General features: G+C 68.1%; 19 protein-coding genes and 1 pseudogene. 16 read left to right on the top strand and 4 right to left on the bottom strand.

Features of this window, described 5'->3' with window-relative positions; translation table 11 throughout:
- Window position 1: 1 nt before the first annotated feature.
- The 3 genes from J7J50_RS08010 to J7J50_RS08020 all read left to right on the top strand — a co-directional run bounded on the left by J7J50_RS08010 (window position 2) and on the right by J7J50_RS08020 (window position 4,766).
- Window positions 2-1,705 (top strand): BatD family protein, encoded by a 1,704-nt coding sequence (locus tag J7J50_RS08010; protein WP_215060621.1) that lies wholly within the window; start codon window positions 2-4, stop codon window positions 1,703-1,705.
- Window positions 1,706-1,996: 291 nt separating this feature from the next.
- Window positions 1,997-3,373: a dicarboxylate/amino acid:cation symporter gene (locus J7J50_RS08015; RefSeq protein WP_215060623.1), complete on the top strand. Its 1,377-nt coding sequence runs from the start codon at window positions 1,997-1,999 to the stop codon at window positions 3,371-3,373.
- A 460-nt stretch (window positions 3,374-3,833) separates the two neighbouring features.
- Window positions 3,834-4,766 (top strand): transporter, encoded by a 933-nt coding sequence (locus J7J50_RS08020; protein ID WP_215060625.1) that lies wholly within the window; start codon window positions 3,834-3,836, stop codon window positions 4,764-4,766.
- Window positions 4,767-4,870: 104 nt separating this feature from the next.
- Here J7J50_RS08020 and J7J50_RS08025 read toward each other — a convergent pair whose 3' ends face one another.
- Entirely contained in the window at window positions 4,871-5,647 is a 777-nt protein-coding gene (locus tag J7J50_RS08025; RefSeq protein WP_215060627.1) for an IclR family transcriptional regulator C-terminal domain-containing protein, read from the bottom strand.
- Between the two features lie 384 nt (window positions 5,648-6,031).
- On the opposite strand from J7J50_RS08025, the gene J7J50_RS08030 reads away from it, so the two are divergent.
- The 13 genes and pseudogenes from J7J50_RS08030 to J7J50_RS08085 all read left to right on the top strand — a co-directional run bounded on the left by J7J50_RS08030 (window position 6,032) and on the right by J7J50_RS08085 (window position 19,711).
- Entirely contained in the window at window positions 6,032-6,892 is an 861-nt protein-coding gene (locus J7J50_RS08030) for a CoA-transferase (protein ID WP_215060629.1), read from the top strand.
- The gene (locus tag J7J50_RS08035; protein WP_215060631.1) at window positions 6,889-7,683 is read left to right on the top strand and encodes a CoA-transferase subunit beta; all 795 of its coding nucleotides are present in this window, start codon (window positions 6,889-6,891) and stop codon (window positions 7,681-7,683) included. The genes J7J50_RS08030 and J7J50_RS08035 overlap by 4 nt, the downstream gene beginning before the upstream one ends.
- Entirely contained in the window at window positions 7,680-8,888 is a 1,209-nt protein-coding gene (gene pcaF, locus J7J50_RS08040; protein WP_215060634.1) for a 3-oxoadipyl-CoA thiolase, read from the top strand. Before J7J50_RS08035 ends, pcaF begins: the two co-directional genes overlap by 4 nt.
- 106 nt (window positions 8,889-8,994) lie before the next feature.
- Complete coding sequence (gene pcaH, locus J7J50_RS08045; protein ID WP_215060636.1) at window positions 8,995-9,699, top strand: protocatechuate 3,4-dioxygenase subunit beta; 705 nt, start codon at window positions 8,995-8,997, stop codon at window positions 9,697-9,699.
- Window positions 9,700-9,709: 10 nt separating this feature from the next.
- Window positions 9,710-10,273, top strand: coding sequence for a protocatechuate 3,4-dioxygenase subunit alpha (pcaG, locus tag J7J50_RS08050; RefSeq protein WP_215060638.1), 564 nt, complete (start codon window positions 9,710-9,712; stop codon window positions 10,271-10,273).
- 21 nt (window positions 10,274-10,294) lie between these two features.
- Window positions 10,295-11,644 (top strand): 3-carboxy-cis,cis-muconate cycloisomerase, encoded by a 1,350-nt coding sequence (pcaB, locus tag J7J50_RS08055; RefSeq protein ID WP_215060640.1) that lies wholly within the window; start codon window positions 10,295-10,297, stop codon window positions 11,642-11,644.
- Window positions 11,645-11,653: 9 nt separating this feature from the next.
- Window positions 11,654-12,415, top strand: a pseudogene (gene pcaD / locus J7J50_RS24735) (3-oxoadipate enol-lactonase); the annotation flags it as partial.
- A gap of 9 nt (window positions 12,416-12,424) precedes the next feature.
- Window positions 12,425-12,844, top strand: a complete 420-nt coding sequence (gene pcaC / locus J7J50_RS08060) for a 4-carboxymuconolactone decarboxylase (protein ID WP_251044551.1) — start codon at window positions 12,425-12,427, stop codon at window positions 12,842-12,844.
- Window positions 12,845-12,906: 62 nt separating this feature from the next.
- Window positions 12,907-14,082 (top strand): 4-hydroxybenzoate 3-monooxygenase, encoded by a 1,176-nt coding sequence (gene pobA, locus J7J50_RS08065; protein ID WP_215060642.1) that lies wholly within the window; start codon window positions 12,907-12,909, stop codon window positions 14,080-14,082.
- A gap of 37 nt (window positions 14,083-14,119) precedes the next feature.
- Window positions 14,120-15,487 carry an MFS transporter gene (locus J7J50_RS08070; RefSeq protein WP_215060644.1) on the top strand — a complete coding sequence of 456 codons (1,368 nt, stop codon included), beginning with the start codon at window positions 14,120-14,122 and terminating at the stop codon, window positions 15,485-15,487.
- A gap of 126 nt (window positions 15,488-15,613) precedes the next feature.
- Complete coding sequence (tkt, locus tag J7J50_RS08075) at window positions 15,614-17,611, top strand: transketolase (RefSeq protein ID WP_215060646.1); 1,998 nt, start codon at window positions 15,614-15,616, stop codon at window positions 17,609-17,611.
- A gap of 217 nt (window positions 17,612-17,828) precedes the next feature.
- Window positions 17,829-19,016 (top strand): acyltransferase, encoded by a 1,188-nt coding sequence (locus J7J50_RS08080; protein ID WP_215060648.1) that lies wholly within the window; start codon window positions 17,829-17,831, stop codon window positions 19,014-19,016.
- Window positions 19,017-19,222: 206 nt separating this feature from the next.
- Window positions 19,223-19,711, top strand: a complete 489-nt coding sequence (locus J7J50_RS08085) for a transposase (RefSeq protein WP_215060650.1) — start codon at window positions 19,223-19,225, stop codon at window positions 19,709-19,711.
- A 181-nt stretch (window positions 19,712-19,892) separates the two neighbouring features.
- Here J7J50_RS08085 and J7J50_RS24740 read toward each other — a convergent pair whose 3' ends face one another.
- The 3 genes from J7J50_RS24740 to modB all read right to left on the bottom strand — a co-directional run bounded on the left by J7J50_RS24740 (window position 19,893) and on the right by modB (window position 23,580).
- On the bottom strand, window positions 19,893-22,076 hold the full coding sequence (locus tag J7J50_RS24740; RefSeq protein ID WP_251044547.1) for an acetyl-CoA hydrolase/transferase C-terminal domain-containing protein: 2,184 nt from the start codon (window positions 22,074-22,076) through the stop codon (window positions 19,893-19,895).
- A 152-nt stretch (window positions 22,077-22,228) separates the two neighbouring features.
- The gene (locus J7J50_RS08100) at window positions 22,229-22,891 is read right to left on the bottom strand and encodes an ATP-binding cassette domain-containing protein (protein WP_215060652.1); all 663 of its coding nucleotides are present in this window, start codon (window positions 22,889-22,891) and stop codon (window positions 22,229-22,231) included.
- Window positions 22,888-23,580: a molybdate ABC transporter permease subunit gene (gene modB / locus J7J50_RS08105; RefSeq protein WP_215060654.1), complete on the bottom strand. Its 693-nt coding sequence runs from the start codon at window positions 23,578-23,580 to the stop codon at window positions 22,888-22,890. Before modB ends, J7J50_RS08100 begins: the two co-directional genes overlap by 4 nt.
- Window positions 23,581-23,582: the final 2 nt, after the last annotated feature.

The following is a 23,582-nucleotide window of genomic DNA, read 5'->3' on the forward strand; positions in this document are numbered from 1 at the left end:
GATGCCGCGTTACCTGCTCAAATTCGCGCTGTGCCTGCTGCTGGCCGGCTTCAGCGGCGGCGTGTTCGCGCAGACGCGCGCCTGGCTCGATCGCGACAGCGTCCGCGCCGGCGAGACCGTCACGCTCAACGTGGAATCCGACGGCAATGTCGGCGGCGGCCCGGACTATTCGCCGCTGTACGAAGATTTCGAACCCCTCGACAGCAAGTCCAACACCCGCATCGAACCGGGCAACGGCGGCATGGTGGCCCGCAGCCGCTACGTGCTGACCCTGCGGCCCAAGCGCAGCGGGCGGCTCACCGTGGCGGCCCTGCGCGTGGGCGGCGTCTACACCAAGCCGTTGAATCTGTACGTCGAGCCCGAGCCGGCGGACACGCAGCCGGCGATCGCCTCCAGCGCGCAGGTGTTCGTCGAAGTCGTGCCCGACGATGAAAATCCTTACGTGCAGCAGGCGGTGGGTTGGCTGGTGCGGTTGTATTCGTCGGTGCCTATCGTCGGCGGCAAACTCGATCAGCCGGTGCCCGACGGCGCCTCGCTGATGAAGATCGGCGACGACGCCCAGTACGAACGCAACATCGGCGGCAACACCTACACCGTGGTCGAGCGCCGCTATCTGCTGGTGCCCGAGCGCAGCGGCCGGATGAGCGTGCCGCCGGCGGCGTTCGACGGCCGCAGCGCGCCGAGCCTGATCGATCAACTGGTCGGCGGCGGCGGCGATCCGCAGCACGCGCGCAGCAAGTCGCGCGTGCTCAACGTGCGGCCGGTGCCGGCCAACGCGCCGCAGCCGTGGCTGCCGCTGCGCAGTCTGGATCTGCGTTACCGCACCACGCCGCAGCAACTGCGCATGGGCAACGCCGCCAGCGTGGTGGTCGAGGCCACCGTCGATGGCGCGAGTCTGGCGCAGTTGCCGGAATTGCAGTTGCCGCCGATCGACGGTGTGCAGGTATTCGCCGAGCCGGTGCAGGCCGACGAAGGCTTCACCGGCGGCCGGCCGCGGGTGAAGCTGACGCGCAAATTCTCGCTGGTGCCGGCGCGCGAAGGGCCGGTGCATCTGGACGGTCTGCGCCTGGACTGGTGGGACGTGGCCGCCGGCACCGCGCGCAGCGCGAGCTTGCCGGCGCTGAGTTGGACGGTCACGCCGGCTTCGGGCGCGGCGACCGGCTCGGCCCGCGCGACCGGCCCGGCCGCGGATGCCGCGGGCGGCGAGGGCAACGCTGCCGCCGGCGCGGTCGATGCCAGTGGCGCGGCGACGTCGGGAGGTACCGGCTGGGCGGTCGCGGCGGTGCTGTTCGCGCTGCTGTGGCTGGCGACGCTGCTATGGGCGCTGCACCTGCGCGCGCAACCGCGCGGGTTCGCCGCCGCCAAGCCGGCGCCGCAGGCGGCCGCAACCGAGGCCGCGGCCTTGACCTTGAATTTGCCGGCGCTGCGTCAGTTGATCGACGTCGGCGACTTCGACCATATCGCCAGCGTGCTGCGTGGGCTCGCGCGCCCGCCCGCCCGTGACGACGACGAACTGATCGAACGGTTGGCCGACCCGGGCCAGCGCGGGGCCGTGCAGGCGCTGCGCCGCGCGCGCTGGGGCGGCGGCGACGGCGTGGCCGCGCGCACCGCGCTGCGCGCCGCGTTCGCCAAGGCGCCGCAGTGGCGGCAGGCGCAGGGCGAGGCGGCTTCGCCGCTGGCGCCGCTTTATCCGGTGCGCAAGTAAGAGCGAATCTGCCTGGAAGAGCAAATCCCCCTGGCCCTCCGGCCCACAGGCACAGCCTGTGGGCGTTCAGTGCCGCGCGAACCTGCGGTTCGCAAGCGCGGCCCTTCACCCTTTTCAAAGGGGGGAACCGGGTCTGGTTGGGGGCGTAGGGATATTCCGAACCCCGCTGTTGCCGTTCCCCCCTTTGAAAAAGGGGGGCAGGGGGGATTCGCTCCACCCCCAAGCCATCGGTAAAAAAGCCCCCGCCAACCCCTGGTGTATCCTGCCCGCTGTTTTGGCCAGGCCGGATTCATGAGCGAAACCTCCAACCCGGGCAAGAAACTGCCGCTGCACTGGAAGATGGCGATCGGCTTCGCGGCCGGTCTGATCCTGGGGCTGATCGTCTACGCCGCCGGCATCGGCAGCGTGAGCTGGGCGCAACTGGCCGGCAACGCCTGTCCGGCGCTCGCGCCCGGCGCCGAACTGGGCTGGCAATGCCGCCCGCTGCTCAAGCTGTTCACCGAAATGGTCACCGCGCCGGCCGGCGAAATCTTCCTGCGCCTGATCTTCATGCTGGTGATCCCGCTGCTGTTCTCGGCCCTGGTCATGGGCGTGAGCGAGATGGGCGACATACGCTCCTTCGGCCGCGTGGGTTGGCGCACCCTGGGCCTGACCGTGATCATGTCCGGTCTGGCGGTGGTGCTCGGCCTGGTCATGGTCAACATCTTCCAGCCCGGCGCCGGCGTCGATCCGGCCCAGGCCCAGCAGTTGATGAGCGAGAACGCCGAGCGCACGCAAAGCATCGTCGCCGGCAGCGCGCATGCCCCCAAGGGCATCCAGATGCTGATCTCGATCGTGCCCGACAACGTCATCAAGGCCGCCGCCGACGACGCGATCCTGGCGGTGATGTTCTTCGCCCTGATGATCGGCGTCGGCACCGTGCTGACCCGTTCCAAGGCGGTGGACACGCTGCGCGAAGGCATCCAGGGCCTGTTCGATATTTCGATGACGCTGATCGGCCTGGTGATCAAGCTGGCGCCGTATGCGGTGTTCTGCTTCATGTTCAACCTGGCCTCGGCGTTCGGCTGGGACTTGCTGTTCAAGCTGGCCAAGTACGTGGCCGTGGTGGTCGCGGCGCTGGCCATCCACCTGTTCGTGGTCTATTCGCTGGCGCTCAAGTTCATCGGCGGCCGCTCGCCGCTGGAGTTCTTCAAGGGCGCGCAGGAAGCGATGGTGCTGGCGTTCTCCACCGCGTCCAGCAACGCGACCCTGCCGACCGCGCTGCGCGTGGCCGACGAATTGAAATTGCCGCGGCGCATCTCGCGCTTCGTGCTCACCGTCGGCGCGACCGCGAACCAGAACGGCACCGCCTTGTTCGAAGGCGTCACGGTGATCTTCCTGGCGCAGTTCTTCGGCGTCGATCTGACCCTGGGCCAGCAGGTCATGGTGATGCTGGTGTGCATCCTCGGCGGCATCGGCACGGCCGGCGTTCCGTCGGGCTCGTTGCCGGTGGTGGCGATGATCTGCGCTATGGTCAAGGTGCCGCCGGAAGGCATCGGCCTGATCCTGGGCGTCAACCACTTCCTCGACATGTGCCGGACCACGCTGAACGTCACCGGCGATATCGCCATCGCCGCGATGGTTTCGCGCGGAGTCGAAGATCCGCCGGCGGAGCAGTTGAGCGACTGAGGCCTCAGTCGCGTTACCGACATCGAACGCCCGCCTTCATGGCGGGCGTTTCGTTTGCGCCGTCGATCGCGTCGGCGCGCGCAGCGATGCATGGATTTTTCTTGGTGTTGATGTCTTGATGTAAGCGATCAGATCGCTTAGTGGCACATCCAATGTGCTGAGATCACAGCCACTACCGTGCGCGCCCGAACCATTGCGCGGTAATCGCACAATACTTCGTATTTCGCACTTGATGTGCGAGTGCGAGCGGTTCTAGCGTTGCTCCGGTCCTGGAAGCAAGCAATGCGCAAACGCTCCGTTCGATGCGCACGGATTCGCTTGCCGGGATCGCCCCGCGTATCGCCAGATCGGCGCCGTGGTGGATGAGCCGATGCCGCGTATTCGCCGCGTACTCGCAATGCGTCGTCATGACGGGCGAGGGCCGGCTGCGCAGAACCCGTTCCGCAGAGGGGGATAACTGATGTGCAACCGATTCGGCGCGAGCGTGCTCGCGCTTGCCTTGGCTTTGCCTGCGCCGGCGTTCGCGCTCGATCTGCCGGCGCCGCCGGTCAATCTGGGGTCGACCAGTTTCGAGGACGGCGGCGGCGGCAAGGGCTTGATGTTCCAGTGGAGCATGAGCCATTTTCGCGCGTCCGACAGTTACGATGCCGCCGGCCGGCGCCGGCCCGGCGCGTTCAACCGCGATCTGTGGGTGGCGCGGCCGCATCTGGCGTATGCCTGGGACATGCCCGTGCTGGGCGGCTTGCCGGGTGTCGAGGTCATCCAGCCCATCGCCAGCATCGATATCAAGACAGCGACCCTGGACGAATCCCAGACCCGGCTGGGCAACACGTTCGTCGGTCCGTTCGTGCAATGGTCGGGCAAGAAGTTGTTCGGCCGGCCTTTCAGTTCGCGCCTGACCCTCGGCTTCAACCTGCCGCTGGGCGCGTACGACCGCAATGCCGCGTTGAACCTGGGAAATCACTATTGGAGCTTCAATCCGTACTACGCCTTCACTTGGCGCGCCACGGACAAGCTCGAGACCAGTGGCCGCCTGATGTATCTGTGGAACGGCCGCAACAACGATCCGGAGACCGCGGTGCAGGCGCGGTTCGGCGCACCGCTGCGGCATACCCAGGTCGGGCAGGCTTGGCATATGAATCTGAGCGTGTCGTATCAGATCGCGCCGCAATGGCGATTGGGCGTCGGCGGCTATGTGTTCAACCAGATCGATCCCGATCGCATCAACGGCATCCGCCAGCCCGGTTCGAAGGAGCATCTGTTCGGCGTCGGCCCCGGAGTGCAGTGGCGCGGCGACAAGGATCGGTTGATCGCGAACTACTACTTCGAAAGTCACGCGCGCAATCGCGCCGAAGGCGAGCAACTGGTGTTGCGCTGGATGCACGTGTTCTGAGCGCTGCCGCCGCCCCGCGCCGCCGCCGCCCCGCGCCGCCGCCGCGCGGCGGCGGCGGGAACCGAGCGATCGCCCGCGCGCCGCGCGACCGGCTCGCGGCCGGCTCAGTGCAGCAACGATTCCAACTGCATCGCCGCGCGGCGCAACTCCGGCAATACCTCGCTTTCCAGCGCGCGCAAGGTGACCCGCGCCGTCGCGGTGCCGACGTTGATCGCCGCGACGATTTCGCCCTTGGGCGCGCGCACCGGCACCGATATCGAGCGCAGTCCCAGTTCCAGTTCCTGATCGACGATGCAGTAGCCGCTGCGCCTGGCCTTGGTCAGCAGTTCGCGCAAACGATCGCGTTCGACCACGGTGCGGTCGGTGCGCGGGCGCATCGCCACGCTCGCCAGGTAGGCATCGAGCCGCTCCGCCGGCAGGTGCGCCAGCAGGATGCGGCCCAGCGAGGAGCAATAGGCCGGAATGCGGCTGCCGGGGCGCAGGCCGATCGACATGATGCGCACCGTTTCGGCGCGCGCCACATACAGTGCTTCGTCTTCGTCCAGCACGCCCAGCGAACACGACTCGTGGATGCGGTCGCGCAATCCGTCGAGTACCGGTTGCGCCATCTGCGCCAGGGTCGCCGACGACAGGTAGGCATTGCCGATGCCCAGCACCCGCGGCAGCAACGAGTAACCGCCATCGTGCTCGGCGACATAGCCCAGGCGCAGCATCGTGTACAGCGCGCGCCGCACCGCCGCGCGCGGAATCCCGACCTCCAGGCTGATCTGCGAAACCGTCAGCACCCGGCTATGCCCGGTGAACGCGCGCAGCACCGCCAGCCCGCGCGCGAAGGACGTCATGAAGTCCGGATCGCCTTCGCAGACTTCGATGGTTTCCATGATGTGACGAACCGCGCCGGAACGTTGCGGCGGCGCGGGCGCAGCGGCTGCGCGGGACACGGATTTAGGCGAGGGTTTTTTCATATGTTTTTTCTACTGATTTTTAGTGGTGCTTATGGCACCAGTTGAATGCAGTAAATGTGTCGGCGCTCGATCGACTGTCCGGTAATCGCACAAAAAATCGATATTCGAACTTGAATGCTGCGCCGCGATCACCCTAGCGTCTGTCGCGACGGAGCGCCACTGCCACTTTGCGCAGCGACCGATTCGTCGAATGCGATGCCGGGCGCGCAGCGCTCCCGGCGCGCGACGAACCGACGCGGCGCATGCGCGAAGGTTCGCACCACTCCCACGATTTCCAGATCCGATCCAGGGACGCGACACATGGCCGACATCATCGAACTGCGCGAAGCCATCGCCACGCATGTGAGCGACGGCGATTTCGTCGCGCTGGAGGGATTCACCCACCTGATTCCTTTCGCCGCCGGCCACGAACTGATCCGCCAGCGGCGACGCCGCTTGACGTTGGCGCGGATGACGCCGGACCTGATCTACGATCAACTCATCGGCGCCGGTTGCGCGGACGCGCTGATCTATTCGTGGGGCGGCAATCCCGGCGTCGGCTCGCTGCATCGTCTGCGCGATGCGATCGAACACGGTTGGCCCAGGCCGCTGAGCGCGCGTGAGCACAGTCACGCCGATCTGGCCAACGCCTACGTCGCCGGCGCGGCCGGCTTGCCGTTCGCGGTGTTGCGCGCCTACGCCGGCTCGGACTTGCCCAAGGTCAATCCGCAGATCCGCTTCATCGAGTGTCCGTTCACCGCCGAACGTCTGGCCGCGGTGCCGGCGCTGCGGCCGGACGTGACCGTGATCCATGCGCAAAAAGCCGACAGGAAAGGCAACGTGCTGCTGTGGGGGATACTCGGCGTGCAGAAGGAGGCCGCGCTCGCGGCGCGCCGGGTGATCGTCACGGTCGAGGAAATCGTCGACGACCTCGATGCCTGGCCGAACGCCTGCATCCTGCCCGGCTGGACCATCGACGCGGTATGCGCGGTTTCCGGCGGCGCGTTTCCTTCCTACGCGCACGGCTACTACGCCCGCGACAGCCGCTTCTACACGGCCTGGGACGCGATCGCCCGCGATCGCGAAACCTTCTCGGACTGGATCGAGCGGTATGTGCTCGCCACCGACGATTTCGCCGGATTCCGCCGCAAGTTCGACGAGACCCACGGGGTCGCGGCATGAGCGGGAGCGACTTCAGCACCGAGGAAATCATGACCGTCGCCGCGGCGCGGCGCCTGCCCGATCGCGCGGTGTGCTTCGTCGGCATCGGCCTGCCGTCCGCCGCCGCCAATCTGGCGCGGCTGACCCATGCGCCGAACGCGGTGCTGATCTACGAATCCGGCCCGATCGGCACGCGTCCGCGCGTGCTGCCCTTGTCGATCGGCGACGGCGAACTGGCCGAAACCGCCGACATGGTGGTCGCTACGCCGGAGATATTCCGTTACTGGCTGCAGGGCGGCCGCGTCGATGTCGGCTTTCTCGGCACGGCCCAGATCGATCGCTTCGCCAATCTCAACACCACCGTGATCGGCGATTACGTCGCGCCGAAGGTGCGCCTGCCCGGCGCAGGCGGCGCGCCGGAGATCGCCGCCTGCGCGCGCGAGGTGCTGGTGATCGTCAAGCAGTCGGCGCGCAGCTTCGTCGAGAAGCTGGATTTCGTGACCTCGGTGGGTCACGGCGAAGGCGGCGATCATCGCCAACGCCTTCGCCTGCCGGGACGGGGGCCGACCGCGGTGATCACCGACCTGTGCGTGATGGAGCCCGATGCGCACAGCCGCGAACTGACCGTGGTCAGCCTGCATCCGGGGGTGAGCCGCGAGCAGGTCGAGTGCGCGACCGGCTGGCCGCCGCGCTTCGCCGCGGACCTGGGCATCACTCCCGCGCCCAGTTCGCGCGAGCTGGACACCCTGCGCGCCTTGCAGGCGCGCAGCGCCGCGGCGCACGGCGCGCAGCCACAAGCGGGTGCGGCATGAACGCGGCCTTTGTCTGCGACGGCATCCGCACCCCCATCGGCCGCTACGGCGGTGCGCTGTCGGGCATCCGCGCCGACGATCTGGGCGCGCTGCCGTTGCGCGAACTGATCCGCCGCCATCCGCAACTGGATTGGCGGACGCTGGACGAAATCTGGTTGGGTTGCGCCAATCAGGCGGGCGAGGACAACCGCAATGTCGCCCGCATGAGCGCCTTGCTGGCGGGGCTGCCGGCGCAGGTGCCGGCGACCACGCTCAACCGCCTGTGCGGCTCGGGCCTGGACGCGGTCGGCAGCGCGGCGCGCGCGATCGTCGCCGGCGAGGTCGATCTGGCGATCGCCGGCGGAGTCGAATCGATGTCGCGCGCGCCCTATGTGATGGCCAAGTCGGCCGGCGCCTTCGCGCGCGATCAACGCATCGAGGACACCACGATGGGCTGGCGATTCGTCAACCCGCGGCTGCAGGCCAGTCACGGCGTGGAGACGATGCCGGAAACGGCCGAGAACGTGGCCGAAGCCTTCGCGATCTCGCGCGCCGACCAGGATGGCTTCGCCTGGCGCAGCCAGCAGCGCTTCGCGCAGGCGCGCGGCCGCGGCTATTTCGACGGCGAAATCGTCGCCGTCGAATCGCGCGGGCGCAAGGGCGAGCGCTGCCTGCTCGAACACGACGAGCATCCGCGCGCGGACACCACGCTGGAGGGGCTGGCCGCATTGAAGGCGCCGTTCCGCGACGGCGGCAGCGTCACCGCCGGCAATGCCTCGGGCATCAACGACGGCGCCGCGGCGCTGCTGCTGGCGTCGGAAGCGGCGGTGGCGCGGCACGGATTGACGCCGCGCGCGCGGGTGCTGGGCATGGCCACCGTCGGGGTCGAGCCGCGACTGATGGGCATGGGACCGGTGCCGGCGGTGCGCAAGCTGCTGGCGCGGCTGCATCTGCATATCGAAGACATCGACGCGATCGAACTCAACGAAGCCTTCGCCGCGCAGGCGCTGGCCTGTCTGCGCCAGCTCGGCATCGCCGACGACGCGGCGCACGTCAACGCCAACGGCGGCGCGATCGCGCTGGGCCATCCCCTGGGCATGAGCGGTGCGCGGCTCGTGTTGACCGCGATGCGCCAACTCGAACTCGGCGGCGGACGCTACGCGCTGGCGAGCATGTGCGTCGGCGTGGGCCAGGGCGTGGCCTTGGCGCTGGAGCGAGTGCGATGAGCGCCGCTGCCCGCCGAATCCGCGCGAGCACGATGCCGGCGTCCCGGCACCGCCGTTTCTACCCCGAGCTTCGCCCGCGGCGCGGCTCATCCGCGATGGACATGCCATGAAACCGATCGTCGGATTCCGTCGGCCGTACTGGAACACCCAGCCGGACTTCATCCATGAGCCTTATCGTTCCAGCGTGCTGCGCGGACCGACCCGCGCGCCGATCGCGATCGCCGCGACCTTGTCGGAAGTCACCGGGCCGGATTTCGCGCGCCTGGTCCTGGGCGAGCACGAACACGATTTGACCTGCGGCCACGCCGGCGAACCGCAGGGCGAACGCATCGTCGTCTCCGGGCGGGTACTGGACGAGAACGGCCGGCCGCTGCGGCGCAGCCTGATCGAGATGTGGCAGGCCAATGCCGCCGGCCGCTATCTGCACGAGCGCGATCAACACCAGGCGCCGCTGGACCCGAATTTCAGCGGCGAAGGACGCGCGCTGACCGACGAGGACGGCCGCTATCGCTTCGTGACGATCAAGCCCGGCGCGTATCCGTGGCGCAATCACTACAACGCGTGGCGACCGGCCCATCTGCATTTTTCCCTGTTCGGCGCCGGCTTCGGCAGCCGCCTGATCACCCAGATGTACTTCCCCGGCGATCCGCTGCTGGCGTTCGACCCGATCTTCAACTGCGTCGGCGACGAGCAGGCGCGGGCGCGGATGGTCGCGCAGTTCGACTGGGAGAACTGCATCAACGAGTTCGCCCTGGCCTACCGCTTCGACATCGTCGTGCGCGGCCGTTGCCAAACGCCGTGGGAAGCATGAGGACGCAGGCATGAGTTTCCGGCAAACCGCATCGCAGACGGTCGGTCCGTATTTCATCATCGGCCTGGGCGCCGGCGTGCGCACGGACCTGAGCGAGGGCGCGCAAGGCCAGCGCGTGGTGGTGCACGGCCGGGTGTTCGACGGCGAGGGCGCGCCGGTCGGCGATGCCCTGATCGAAACCTGGCAGGCCTGCGCGCGCGGCCACTATGCGCATCTGGACGATCCCGGCGCGTCCGCGGCCGGCGCCGGTTTCGAGGGCTTCGCGCGAGTGCCGACCGACGCCGAAGGCGGCTTCCGTCTGATCACGATCAAGCCCGGCCGCGTGGCCGGCGCCGACGGCCGGCCGCAGGCGCCGCATTTGCTGGTCAACGTGCTGATGCGCGGTTTGCTCAAGCAGGCGGTCACGCGCCTGTACTTCGGCGACGAAGCGCAGGCCAACGCGGAAGACGAAGTGCTTGCGCGGGTGCCGGCCGAGCGCCGCGCCACCTTGATCAGCCGGATTCAGGCCGACGGCAGTCACCGCTGGGACATCCACATGCAGGGAGAACGCGAGACCGCGTTCTTCTCGTTCTGATCGCGCGCCCGGGAGCCCGCAATGACCGCTCGACCGATCCCCTTGTTCGACCCGCTGTTCGGCGAGGCCGCCATGGGCGCGCTGTTCGACGACCGCGCGCGCGTGCAGGCCATGCTCGACTTCGAAGCGGCCCTGGCGCGGGCGCAGGCGCATGCCGGCTTGTTCGCGCCGGCCATCGCCGAGCGGATCGGTTCGGTTTGCGACGTCGCGAGGTTCGACCTCGATGCGCTCGCGGTCGCCGCCGCGGCCGACGGCAATCCGGCGATCGGTCTGGTCAAGGCGCTGACCGCGCAGGTGGCGCTCATCGACGCGCGGGCCGCGGCCGAGGTCCACCGCGGCGCGACCAGCCAGGATGCGATCGACACCGGCACGGTATTGCAAGCGCGCGCCGGCCTGGATTTGATCGAGGCGCGGATCGAGGACTTGATCGCGGTCCTGGCGGCGCTGGCGCGCGAGCATCGGCGCAGCGTCATGCCCGGCCGGACCTGGCTGCAACAGGCGGTGCCGATCAGTTTCGGATTGAAGGCCGCGTGCTGGCTGGACGCGGTGGTCTATGCGCGCCGCGCGCTGCGCGAGTTGCGCCCGCGCGTGCTGGCGCTGCAGTTCGGCGGCGCGGCCGGCTCGTTGTCGGCCTTGGGCGCGGACGGCGTGCGCGTGGGCGAACGGTTGGCCCTGGAGCTTGAGCTGAACGTTCCGGCGGCGCCGTGGCACGGCCAGCGCGGCCGCATCGTCGAGCTCGGTGCCTGGTTGGCGATGTTGATCGGCGGTCTGGGCAAGATCGCGCGCGACATCGCCTTGTTGATGCAGAACGAAATCGCGGAAGTGTCCGAACCGGCCGCGCCGGGCCGCGGCGGTTCTTCGGCGATGCCGAACAAGCGCAATCCGGTCGCCTGCGCGGTCGCCATCGCGGCGGCGACGCGCGCGCCGGGCCTGGTTTCGACCTTGTTCGCGGCGATGCCGCAGGAGCACGAGCGCGGCCTGGGCGGTTGGCCGGCCGAATGGGAGACCTTGCCCGAGTTGTTCCGGCTCGCCGGCGGGAGCCTGACGCAATTGCAATCGGCGCTGGCCGGGTTGCGCGTGGACACCGCGGCGATGCGCGCGCATTGCCTCGACGGCCTGGGCCTGATCCAGGCCGAGGCGGTGGCGGTGGCGCTGGCCGCGCGCTTCGGTCGCGAAGGCGCGCAGGCGCGCGTGCGCGCGGCCTGCGATGCCGCGTCGCGGCAATCGCGCCATCTGCGCGAGGTATTGGCCGACGACCGCGAAATCGTCGATGGCCTCGGCCGCGTCGCGCTGGATGCGCTGTTCGAACCGGAATGCGCGCTCGGCGCCAACGACGCGCTGATCGACCGCGTACTCGCGCAATTGGATTGAGGACCGATCATGCCCTTCATCCACGCCAACGGCATCGACCAGCACTACCGTATCGACGGCCCGCAAGGCGCACCGTGGCTGGTGCTGTCCAATTCCCTGGGCACCGACCTGAGCATGTGGGACCCGGTGATGCCGCTGCTCGCATCGCGCCTGCGCGTGCTGCGTTACGACACGCGCGGACACGGCGCCAGCGGGCGCGCCGGCGAAGCGGTTCCCGATCTGGCCACGTTCGGCGGCGACCTGCTCGGATTGCTGCAGGCATTGGAGCTGCAGCGCGTGCATTTGTGCGGCCTGTCGATGGGCGGCTTGATCGCGCAGTGGTTGGCGATCCGGGCGCCGGAGCGGATCGATCGCCTGATTCTCGCCAATACCGCCCTGCGGATCGGCGAGGCGACGGCTTGGCGCGAACGCGCCCGGCGGGTCGAGGCGGAAGGATTGGCGTGGCTGGCGGACAGCGCGCCTTCGCGCTGGTTCTCGCCGGCGTTCGCCCTGCGCGCGCCCGATACGGTCGCCGCGGCCCAGGCATCGCTGGCGCGCTGCGATCCGCGCGGTTACGCCGACGCCTGCCTCGCCATCGCCGGTGCCGACCTGCTCGATCGCCTCGGCGATATTCACGCGCCGACCCTGTGCCTGGCCGGGCGCCACGATCCGGTCACGACCCTCGCCGACGCCGACGCGATGGCCGCGGCGATTTCCGGCGCGGCGCGAGAGGATCTGCCTGCCTCCCACCTGTCGCCGATCGAAGCGCCGCAGGATTTCGCCGCCGCCGTGATCGCCTTCCTGTCGCCGCACGCCGACGCGCCTGAGCACAACGACGAGCGTTACGCTCGCGGCCTGCGCGTGCGCCGCGCGGTGCTCGGCGACGCCCATGTCGACCGCAGCCTGGCCGCGCTCAATCCGCATAACCGCGAGTTCCAGGATCTGATCACGCGTTACGCCTGGGGCGAGATATGGACCCGTCCGGGACTGCCGCGTCACAGCCGTTCGCTGATCACCATCGCGATGTTGATCGCGCTCAACCGCGAAGGCGAATTGCGCCTGCACTTGCAGGCCGCGCGCAACAACGCGGTGGACCGCGAGCAGATCCGCGAAGTGCTGCTGCAGGCCGCGATCTACTGCGGCGTGCCGGCGGCGAACGCGGCGTTTCATCTGGCCGAACAGGTCTTCGCCGAACAGGACGCGCACCCGCCCGACCCATGACACCGATTCTTGCGCCGCACTGTCCACGGCCGTCGGGGCCGCATCCACAAGGAAACCGTTTCATGCGTACACAGGTCGCCATTCTCGGCGCCGGGCCGGCCGGTCTGCTGCTCGCCCATCTGCTGCATCGGCAGGGCATTTCCTCGATCGTGCTCGAACGGCGCACGCGCGAGTACGTCGAGCATCGCATCCGCGCCGGCGTGCTCGAGCAAGGCACGGTCGATCTGCTGTGCGAGGCCGGCGTCGGCGCGCGCATGGAGCGCGAAGGCCTGCGCCATGAAGGCATCGAGCTGTTGGTCGACGGCCAACGTCATCGCATCGATCTGCGCGAGCACACCGAGGGCCGCGGGGTCATGGTCTATGGCCAGCACGAGGTGGTGAAGGATCTGATCGCCGCGCGCATCGACAGCGGCCAGCCGCTGTTGTTCCAGGCCGAGGCGACACGGCTGCAAGGTTTGGACAGCGCCGCGCCGAGCGTGCATTTCCGCCACGACGACGCCGACCACCGGATCGATTGCGATTACGTGATCGGTTGCGACGGCTTCCACGGCATCAGCCGGGGCAGCGTTCCCGACGGCGTGCTGAGCGTGTTCGAGCGGGTTTATCCCTTCGCTTGGCTGGGCGTGCTCGCGCAGGTGCCGCCGGCCAACGAAGAACTGATCTACGCCCATCATCCCAACGGCTTCGCCTTGTTCAGCATGCGCTCGCCGCAGATCACCCGGCTGTACCTGCAATGCTCGCCGGACGAAGACCTGGCGCAGTGGCCCGACCAGCGGATCTGGGACGAGTTGGATACGCGCCTGAGTTGCAAGGACGGCTGGCGCGTCGCGCGCGGGCCGATCCTGCACAAGAGCATCACGCCGATGCGCAGCTTCGTCACCGAGCCGATGCAGTACGGCCGCCTGTTCCTGGCCGGCGACGCGGCCCACATCGTTCCGCCGACCGGCGCCAAGGGCATGAATCTCGCCGTCGCCGACGTGCGCACGCTCGCGGCGGCGCTGACCGCGCACTACCGCGACGGCGACGACCAGGCATTGGCCGGATATTCCAGCGCCTGCATCAAGCGGGTTTGGCGCGCCGAGCATTTTTCCTGGTGGATGACCTCGATGCTCCACCGCAACGACGCCAACACGCCGTTCATGAACCGGCTGCAGCGATCGGAACTGGATTACGTGATCGCCTCGCCGGCGGCGACGCGCACCTTGGCCGAGAACTACGTCGGCATGCCCTGGCGCTAGGGCGCTGTTTGTCAATTCTTCTAGGGGGACAACCGCAATGGCTACGCAAATCCACGCCGTGCAAGCCGTGTCATCGCCGCGCTCCGACGCTCCCGCGCTGGACGTGCAGCAGTTCATCAATGAGCGCGGAATCTCCGGCGTCCAATGGCTGACGGTGGCGCTGTGTTTTCTGATCGTGTTCATCGACGGCTACGACACCGCGGCGGCGGGCTATATCGCGCCGTCGCTGAGTCGCGACTGGGGCGTGGCGGCGCCCATGCTCAAGCCGATGATGAGCGCGGCGCTGATCGGCCTGGCGATCGGCGCGATCGGCGTCGGGCCGATCGCCGATCGGTTCGGCCGGCGCAAGGTGTTGATCGGTTCGCTGGCGCTGTTCGGCGTCTTCAGCCTGGCCTCGGCCTGGGCTTATGACATCGTCTCGATCAGCGTGCTGCGCCTGTTGACCGGCATCGGCCTGGGCGCGGCGATGCCCAATGCGATCACGCTGACTTCCGAGTACTGCCCGGCGCGCCATCGTTCCAAGCTGACCATGGCCATGTTCTGCGGCTTCACCCTGGGCTCGGCGTCGGGCGGCTTCGTCGCGGCCAGGCTGATCGGCGAATACGGTTGGCAAAGCGTGTTGATCGTCGGCGGCGTGGCGCCGTTGTTGCTGGTGCCGGTGCTGATCGCGCTGCTGCCGGAATCTTTGCAGTATCTGGTGGTTCGGCGCGGCGGCGCGGGCGTGCCGGCCTTGCTCAAGCGGATGGATCGATCGGCGCGACTGGACGAGCGCATCCGCACCACGGTGCCGGAGATCGGCAAGCTCAAAACCGATTCGGCGGTGGCGGTGCTGTTTTCGCCGGGCTACACGATCGGCACGGTGGCGCTGTGGGCGACCTATTTCTGCGGCCTGCTGACGATCTATCTGATCACCAGCTGGTTGCCGACCCTGGTCAGCAACGCCGGTCTGCCGATCGCCAAGGCCTCGCAGATCGGCGGCATGTTCATGTTCGGCGGCGCCCTGGGCTGCCTGTTGATGGGCGTGGTGATGGACCGTTACGACCCGCACCGGGCGATCGCCTGGGCTTACTCGATAAGCGCCGTGTTGTTGCTGGCGCTGGCGCAAAGCAGCGGCGATCTGAGCGACATGGGCGCGCTGGTGTTCGCCGCCGGCCTGTTCATCAACGCGGGCCAAAGCGCGCTGCTGGCGCTGGCGGCCGGCTTCTACCCGACCCAGGGGCGCGCCACCGGGGTGGCCTGGATGAACGGAATCGGCCGCTTCGGCGGCATCTTCGGCGCCTATTTCGGCGGTACTTTGCTGGGGCTGGGCTGGAATTTCGCCGCCATCGTCAGCGCCCTGGCGGTCCCGGCCCTGCTCGCGGCGACGGCGATCTGGATCAAGGGCCTGCAACGCGCGCCGGGCTGACCGCGCGCGCAGCCCGGCCGGGCCAAGGGGGCGGTCGGGGCGACAGGACCGCAGCGGGATGGGACAATGGCGGCCTTCGCCGGTTTCCGTCGGAAGCCGCTCCAAATCCCAAGCCCGCAGACCCTCATGACGACGCCCAGCCGCCGCGACCTCGCCAACGCCATCCGTTTCCTCGCCATCGACGCGGTGCAGGCCGCCAACTCCGGTCATCCGGGCATGCCGATGGGCATGGCCGACATCGCCGAAGTGCTGTGGAACGACTACCTCAGCCACAACCCGGCCGACCCGAAGTGGTTGAACCGCGACCGCTTCATCCTCTCCAACGGCCACGGCTCGATGCTGCAGTACGCACTGCTGCATCTGTCCGGCTACGACCTGCCGATCGAAGAGCTCAAGCGCTTCCGCCAGCTGCATTCGCGCACCCCGGGCCATCCGGAAAACTTCGAAACCCCCGGCATCGAGACCACCACCGGTCCGCTCGGCCAGGGCTTCGCCAACGCCGTCGGCATGGCGCTGGGCGAGAAATTGCTGGCCCAGCATTTCAATCGCGAAGGCCACGCCATCGTCGATCACCGCACCTGGGTGTTCATGGGCGACGGCTGCCTGATGGAAGGCATCTCGCACGAAGCCGCGTCGCTGGCCGGCACCTGGGGCCTGCACAAGCTGGTCGCGTTCTGGGACGACAACAAGATTTCCATCGACGGCAACACCGACGGCTGGTTCACCGACGACACCCCGGCGCGCTTCGAGGCCTACGGTTGGCGCGTGATCCGCAACGTCAACGGCCAGGACGCGGTCGAGATCAAGACCGCGATCGACACCGCGCTCAAGCACGACGACAAGCCGACGCTGATCTGCTGCCGCACCACCATCGGCTTCGGCTCGCCCGGCAAGGCCGGCAAGGAATCCTCGCACGGCGCGCCGCTGGGCAAGGATGAAATCGTTGCCACCCGCGCCGCGTTGAACTGGCCCTACGCCGAATTCGAAATCCCGCAGGACATCTACGGCGGCTGGCGCGCGCGCGATCACGCCGCCGCGCAGCAGCAGTGGCAGCAGGCCTTCGACGCCTACGCCGCGCAGTTCCCGGCTGAAGCCGCCGAACTGCTGCGCCGCATCCAGGGCGAGCTGCCGCAAGGTTTCCTCGACCAGGCCGACGCCTACATCGCCAAGCTGCAGGCCGAAGGCCCGACCATCGCCTCGCGCAAGGCTTCGCAGATGGCGATCGAAGCCTTCGCGCCGCAGTTGCCGGAACTGATCGGCGGCTCGGCCGATCTGGCCCATTCCAACCTGACCTTGTGGAAGGCCAGCAAGTCGGTCGCCAGCAGCGATCCGAACGCCAACTACGTGTATTACGGCGTGCGCGAATTCGCCATGACCGCGATCAGCAACGGTCTGCAACTGCACGGTGGTTTCATTCCGTTCGACGCCACCTTCCTGGTGTTCAGCGACTACGCCCGCAACGCGGTGCGCATGAGCGCGCTGATGGGCGCGCACGCGATCCACGTCTACACCCACGACTCGATCGGCCTGGGCGAAGACGGGCCGACCCATCAGCCGATCGAACACATGGCCTCGCTGCGCTACATCCCGCACAACGACCTGTGGCGTCCGTGCGACGCGGTCGAGTCGGTGGTGTCGTGGAAGGCCGCGATCGCGCGCGCCGACGGCCCGAGCTGCCTGGTGTTCTCGCGCCAGAACCTGATGCATCAGCCGCGCACGGCCGAGCAGGTCGCGCAGATCGAACGCGGCGGCTACGTGCTGCGCGACAGCCAGGGCACCCCGGACGTGATCCTGATCGCGACCGGTTCGGAAGTCGGCCTCGCCACCCAGGCCGCCGACGTGCTGAGCGGCGAAGGCGTGAAGGTGCGCGTGGTGTCGATGCCCTCGACCGCCGTGTTCGACCGCCAGCCGCAGGACTACCGCGAATCGGTGCTGCCCAACGCCGTGCGCAAGCGCGTGGCGATCGAAGCGGGCATCACCGACTTCTGGCGCAAGTACGTCGGCCTGGACGGAGAGGTGGTCGGCATCGACCGCTTCGGCGCGTCGGCGCCGGCCGAGGCGCTGTTCCCGTACTTCGGTTTCACCGTCGAGCGCGTGGTCGCGACGGTCAAGACGCTGGGCTGATCCGGCGGCCATCGCCGGAATACGAAACGGGGACGCCAGCGTCCCCGTTTTCGTTGGCGCCGCCCGCTCGCAGGATTACAAACGCGCGCCGGCCACGCACTTACCGCCTCGCCACACTGGCCTTACTATCCCCGACAACGGTTGCGCGAGGTCCGATCGCGCACCGTCCCGCGCGGGCGAGGGCATCGCCACCCGCGCGGGGCGTTCGCTCATCGCCGTGGAATCCGCCTACATGCCGCAAGACCCGCAAGCGCTGCCGCGCCTGCCGCAACTCGACGCCCTGCGCGGCCTGGCCGCGTTGTACGTGGTGCTCTACCACGTCATGGCCATGCCCGATCCCGATCTGCGCGTTCCCGCCGCGGCGCTGCCGATCGTCGGCATGGGCGGCAGCGGCGTGGTGCTGTTCTTCGTCATGAGCGCGTTCTCGCTGTGCATGACCTGGCCGCGCCATGTCGCCAGCGGTTCGCCGCTGCGCAGTTTCTACCTGAGCCGCTTGTTCCGTATCGCGCCGCTGTTGCTGGTGCTGCTCGCGGCGATGGTGCTGCGCGACCAATTGCGCCAGCCCGCGCGATACGGCGCGAGCGAGATCGGCTGGAACCTGTCGATGCTGTTCGGCCTGTCGCCGCAGTGGCAGGCCGGAATCGTCATGGGCAGTTGGACCATCGGCGTGGAGATGCTGTTCTACGCGGTGTTTCCGCTGCTGGCGCTGCGCGTGCGCGGGCTGCCCGCGCAACTGGCGCTGCTGGCGGCGAGCTACGCGCTGGCCCTGTGGGCCGCGCATGGCGGGCCGGCGCCGCTGAATTTTCTCGGTAACGGCTACGGCCTGCTGACGCAGATGCCGATCTTCGTGCTTGGCTGCGTGATCTTCCGGCTGTGGCAGCGCTTGCGCGAGATCGCGCTGCAACGCCGGCAAACGCTGGGCCTGGGTTTGCTAGCGCTCGGCCTGTTCGGCACCGCCGCGCTGTTCTACCGTTGGCTGCCGAGCAATGCCTGGATTACCGACTGGCACCTGAGCGCGCTGGGCTATGGCCTGATCCTGCTCGGCCTGCTGCTGACGACTCAACGTTGGGCGGTCGGTTTGCTGGTCAATCGCGCGACGTGTTTTCTCGGCACGATCAGCTATTCGCTGTATCTGGTGCATCCGTTCCTGGTGTCGCGTTTGTACGGCGTATTCGCGCGACTGTATGCCGCGTTGCCGGACGGCGTGGCTTATCTGGCTTGCGCCGCGTTGAGCCTGGGCTTGTCGGTGGTGGCTGCGTGGGCGACTTATCGTTGGGTCGAGAAGCCTGGGATTCGTCTGGGCCATCGGCTGTTTGCGCGGGTGCAGGTGCGCAAGTGGGAGAAGATCTCGGCGGCTGAGCGGAAAGCGTCGGGGCTGAAGCCCCTCCCACAAAAGACTTCGTAGCCGCGCGCGCAGCTCGAAAAAACAAGGCGCGCCATCCGTAGAAAAGTCGACGGCACCGATAGCGAAGCATCGCCAGGATTGTTGTAGGAGGGGCTTCAGCCCCGATGCTTTCCGCTCAGCCGCCGCGGCCCCCACCAGAGTTTTCCTATCGCAGCGCGCGACCAACCCCGATAGATCGCTCCCGCCCGCAGGCCCAACCTGCCGGCATGAACCCGCCAACCCCAAAACCCGGCTACAAAGCGCTCCGTCGCGGCCGATGGTCCGAGCCCCAGCGGATCTACCTCGTCACCACCGTCTGCATCCGCCGCCGCCGAATCTTCGCCAGCGAACACTGCGCGCAGATCGCCGCGCAAGCCATCGCCGATCCGGAAAAATGGCTGGGCGCGCGCCTGCTGTGCTGGGTGCTGATGCCCGATCACTGGCATGGCCTGATCGAACTGCACAGCGACATCCGCTTGCAAAGCGTCGTCGCCTCGCTGAAGGGCCGCGCCGCGCGGGCGGTCAATCGCGCCTCGCATCGCAAAGGACTGGTTTGGATGCCGGGCTTCCACGATCACGCGTTGCGCGAGGATGAGGATGTACTGCAAGCCGCTCGCTACATCGTCGCCAATCCCAAGCGCGCCGGTTTGGTGCAGCGGATCGGCGACTATCCGCATTGGGATGCGGTGTGGCTGGAACAAAAGCGTCGGGGCTGAAGCCCCTCCCACAAAAGACCTCGTGGTCGCGCGCGCAGGTTGCGAGAAACAAGGGGCCTGATTCGTAGAAAAGGCGAAGAAAAGCGATATCGCCGATGGCGGGGCATCGCCAGGATTGTTGTGGGAGGGGCTTCAGCCCCGATGCCCTTCGATCAGTTCGCCGGAAGGCAACCACCTGTCATCACTCCGAAGCGCCACGCAACCCCAACCCCACCAACTTAGCCTCGACATGCTCGCCGAACCCCGAAGGCGTCTCCAACCCCATGCGCCGCAGCGCCTCGCGATCATCGCTGGTCGGTGAGAACAAAGCCCGCAGCACCGTCCTGGCTTTCGCCCCGCGCGTGGCCGTATTCGCCTTCAGCCACCCCAGCGCCTTGACCAGCCGCTGTTCCACCTCGGTGAAATCGCTGCCCAGCGGATAGTCCGGCAGCACGCCCTCGCGGCGGAACGGCGCCAGCGCCGCGCGCAGGCGTTCTGGCGTGTTGCGACCCGACAGACGCGGGTGGAACAGCTTGAGCTTGCCGTGATCCATCGCCGTCTTCATCAATCCGAACTGATGGCGCGAATCGGCGACGGCCGTCATCGCCAGGACGCAGTCCTCATCGCTCTTGCCGCGCAGATCGGCGATGCCGTACTCGGTGATGTAGATGTCGCGCAGATGACGCGGGATCGTGGTCTGGGCGTAGTTCCAGACCACGTTCGAACGCACTTCGCCGGCGCTTTCGCGGGACGCGCGCAACATCAGCACCGAGCGCGCATCGGGCAGCGCGTGCGCCATCGCCACGAAGTTGTACTGCCCGCCGACACCGGACACCACGCGGCCGTCGTCGAGGGTGTCCGACACCGCCGCGCCGAGCGCGGTGGCCATCATGCAGCTGTTGAAGAAGCGCGCGTCGCGGCGTTGCACGCGTTCGAGGGTTTCGTTGCCGCCGTAGAGCTCGTTGACTTCGCTGATGCGGCGCATGCTGACGCCGCGCTGCTGATCGGCGGGCATGGTGCGCAGCCAGTCGTAGAAATCCGGCGAACCCAGATAGAAACCGCCCTGCAGGAACTCGCCTTCGCGATCGAGCCGCTGCAGATCCTCGGCGCCGGCGCTGCCGTCGTGCACGCGGCGCATCAGCTCCAGATCGTCCACGACCTTGCGTTTGATCACGCCGACTTCGACCAATCGGCGGAAGCCTTCGTTGATCATTTCGCTACAGCCAAAAAGCCCCACCTGAAATGACCCAAGCGGCGCCACTGGCGCCTTCGCGTTACGGTCTCCGCTGAGGTCACCCCCTACCGAAGCGGTGCCTACGAATTTCTCATCTGGCGCCATCGCGTTACGGTGTCCGGTGAGGTCACCCCCGACCGAAGCGGTGCCTACGAATCCCTCACCTGGCGCCATCGCGTTACGGTCTCCGCTGAGGTCATCCTCAACCGAAGCGGTGCCTACGAATCCCTCACCCAGCGCCTTCGCGCCACGTTCCCCGCCGAGGTCACCCTCAACCGAAGCGGCACCCCCCATCCCCAACGCCGCAATCACCCGCAAATACGCCGAATTATCCGTATGCCGCAACGCCAACGCATGGCATAAGGCATCGGCCAGCGTACCGATGCCGATCTGCAGCGTCCCGCCGTCGCGCACCAGGGTGCTGGCGTGGAAACCGATCGCGTAGTCGGCGTCGCTGACCGGTTGCCGCGGTAGTCCGAACAGTTTCGGATGCGGGCCCGGCGGCGTCACCACCGCATCGAAGAATGATGCATCTACCGCGGCGCTGCCGCCCAGCCACGGCAATTGCGGATCGACTTCGGCGATCAACAACGGCCGCGGCAGGCCGCGCGCGACGATCGCATCGACCGCATCGAAGGTCAGATCGGTATTGCACGACAACGACAGCCGCGTGCCGCCGGCGGGATCGGCCGCGACCTTCTGCACGATCGCGTTGACGCCGCGATCGGCCAGGGCGCGCGCGACGTGGGTGTAGTTGAGGCTGGCGTAACGGCGCTGGGTCGCGCTGGCGTTGAGCAGCGAGCCCGACTGCAGATAGAACTCCTCGATCTCGATGTGCTCGGGCAGGGCGTTGCGCTTGAGCGCCTGCACATAACGCAAGCGCGGGAAGTCGTCGCCGAAATGGCGCTGCGCGAACGGTCCGATGAAGCGTCCTTCCAGGCCCTTGCCGGCGCCCGGCGGGTCCAGCGACAGCGCCGTGTACAGATGCAGCGGCCGCTGGGTTTCGCGCTCGGCGCGCTCGTACAAGGCGTTGAGCAGGCGATGCGGTTTGCCCAGGCCGAGCGGCGCGCCGACGTGCAGCGCGCCGGGCAGGCGCTGATAGAGAAACTCGACGGCGTCGGCCAGGGAATCGAAATGCAGGGGCGGGTTCATACGCGGCAGTATGGCACCGGCTCTGCGAACGCGATGCGCAGGCCGCCCGGCCCGGTATTTCGGTGGCGGCCGTCAGGCAGGCAGGCGATAAACGGTCGCGTTGACCCCGCATGTGCGGGGCCGGCGCCGAGCCCCGGGCCCGCGTCCGCGTTTCAGCCCACGCTATGCACTTCCCCGGCGATGCGCCGCACTTCCTCCGGATAGTGGCTGACGTAGATCATCGGCAACCCGGTTTCGTCGCGTACGCGCTGCAGATAGGGCAGCAATTCGTCGCGGCGGTTCATGTCGAGCATCGACAGCGGTTCGTCCAGCAGCACGATGCGCGGTTGCGACAGCAGGGCGCGGCCCAGCGCGACGCGCTGCATTTCGCCGCCCGACAGGCCGGCGGTGCCGCGCGCCAGCAACGGCCCGATGCCGAGCAGCTCGACGATGGCGCCGAGCTGGAAACGGGTTTCGCGCGCGGCCTCGCCGCGCAGGCCGTAGAGCAGGTTGCCGCGCACATCCAGGTGCGGAAACAGGCGCGCGTCCTGGAATACGTAGCCGATCCGGCGCCGATGCGCCGGCAGGTCGATGCGCGCGGCGCTGTCGAACAGACGCTGCCCGGCGATCTCGATATGCCCGCGGCTGGGCCGCAGCAAGCCGGCGATGGCGTGCAGCAGCGACGTCTTGCCGACGCCGGAATCGCCGACCACGGCGATCACGCGCTGCTCGCTGCGGATCGCGAAGCCGCGACGGAAGTCGCCGCGGCGCAGTTCGATGTCGATGTCGAAGCGGGGCGCGTGCACGGCCGCGGTATCGCTCGCAGGCAGGCTCATCGTTGCGCTCCGGCGCGCTGGCGCTGCACCAGCCATTCGGACACGAACACCGCGGCGAAGGAAATCGCGACCGCGACCAGGGCCAGGCGCAGCACGCCCGACTCGGCGCCCGGCGTCTGCATCAGGCCCCAGATCGCCGACGACAAGGTCTGGGTTTCGCCGGGAATATTCGACACGAAGGTGATCGTCGCGCCGAATTCGCCCAGCGCCTTGGCGAAGCACAGCACCGCGCCGGCCATCAGCCCCGGCCACGACAGCGGCAGAGTCACGCCGAAGAACACCCGCCAGGGATTGGCGCCGAGCGTGGACGCGGCTTGCTCCAGGCGCCGGTCGACGCTTTCGATCGACAGCCGGATCGCGCGGACCATCAGCGGGAAACCCATGATCGCGCTGGCCAACGCGGCGCCGGTCCAGCGAAAGGCGATGCTGATGTGCAGGTACTCGGCAAGAAAGCGGCCGATCGGCCCCTGCGAGCCGAAGCCGATCAACAGCGCATAACCGGTCACCACCGGCGGCAGCACCAGCGGCAGGTACATCAGCGTGTCGAGCAACAGCTTGCCGGGAAAGCGCACGCGCGCGAGCAGCCAGCCCATCGCCACGCCGAACGGCAGGCTGCACAAGGTCGCCACCGCCGCGACTTTCAGGCTGAGCGCGATCGCGGTGAGTTCGGCGGGACTGAAGTCGGGCATCG

The sequence above is a fragment of the Lysobacter sp. ISL-50 genome (assembly GCF_018612875.1).
Lineage (GTDB): Bacteria > Pseudomonadota > Gammaproteobacteria > Xanthomonadales > Xanthomonadaceae > Lysobacter.

Excerpts from the sequence above, each read along its gene's own strand:
- pcaH (WP_215060636.1), top strand. The coding sequence starts at position 8,995 with ATGAAACCGATCGTCGGATTCCGTCGGCCGTACTGGAACACCCAGCCG.
- J7J50_RS08020 (WP_215060625.1), top strand. The coding sequence starts at position 3,834 with ATGTGCAACCGATTCGGCGCGAGCGTGCTCGCGCTTGCCTTGGCTTTG.
- pcaF (WP_215060634.1), top strand. The coding sequence starts at position 7,680 with ATGAACGCGGCCTTTGTCTGCGACGGCATCCGCACCCCCATCGGCCGC.
- J7J50_RS08100 (WP_215060652.1), bottom strand. The coding sequence starts at position 22,891 with ATGAGCCTGCCTGCGAGCGATACCGCGGCCGTGCACGCGCCCCGCTTC.
- pobA (WP_215060642.1), top strand. The coding sequence starts at position 12,907 with ATGCGTACACAGGTCGCCATTCTCGGCGCCGGGCCGGCCGGTCTGCTG.
- pcaG (WP_215060638.1), top strand. The coding sequence starts at position 9,710 with ATGAGTTTCCGGCAAACCGCATCGCAGACGGTCGGTCCGTATTTCATC.
- J7J50_RS08085 (WP_215060650.1), top strand. The coding sequence starts at position 19,223 with ATGAACCCGCCAACCCCAAAACCCGGCTACAAAGCGCTCCGTCGCGGC.
- J7J50_RS08035 (WP_215060631.1), top strand. The coding sequence starts at position 6,889 with ATGAGCGGGAGCGACTTCAGCACCGAGGAAATCATGACCGTCGCCGCG.
- J7J50_RS08070 (WP_215060644.1), top strand. The coding sequence starts at position 14,120 with ATGGCTACGCAAATCCACGCCGTGCAAGCCGTGTCATCGCCGCGCTCC.
- J7J50_RS08010 (WP_215060621.1), top strand. The coding sequence starts at position 2 with ATGCCGCGTTACCTGCTCAAATTCGCGCTGTGCCTGCTGCTGGCCGGC.
- J7J50_RS08025 (WP_215060627.1), bottom strand. The coding sequence starts at position 5,647 with ATGGAAACCATCGAAGTCTGCGAAGGCGATCCGGACTTCATGACGTCC.
- tkt (WP_215060646.1), top strand. The coding sequence starts at position 15,614 with ATGACGACGCCCAGCCGCCGCGACCTCGCCAACGCCATCCGTTTCCTC.
- modB (WP_215060654.1), bottom strand. The coding sequence starts at position 23,580 with ATGCCCGACTTCAGTCCCGCCGAACTCACCGCGATCGCGCTCAGCCTG.
- J7J50_RS24740 (WP_251044547.1), bottom strand. The coding sequence starts at position 22,076 with ATGAACCCGCCCCTGCATTTCGATTCCCTGGCCGACGCCGTCGAGTTT.
- J7J50_RS08015 (WP_215060623.1), top strand. The coding sequence starts at position 1,997 with ATGAGCGAAACCTCCAACCCGGGCAAGAAACTGCCGCTGCACTGGAAG.
- pcaB (WP_215060640.1), top strand. The coding sequence starts at position 10,295 with ATGACCGCTCGACCGATCCCCTTGTTCGACCCGCTGTTCGGCGAGGCC.
- J7J50_RS08030 (WP_215060629.1), top strand. The coding sequence starts at position 6,032 with ATGGCCGACATCATCGAACTGCGCGAAGCCATCGCCACGCATGTGAGC.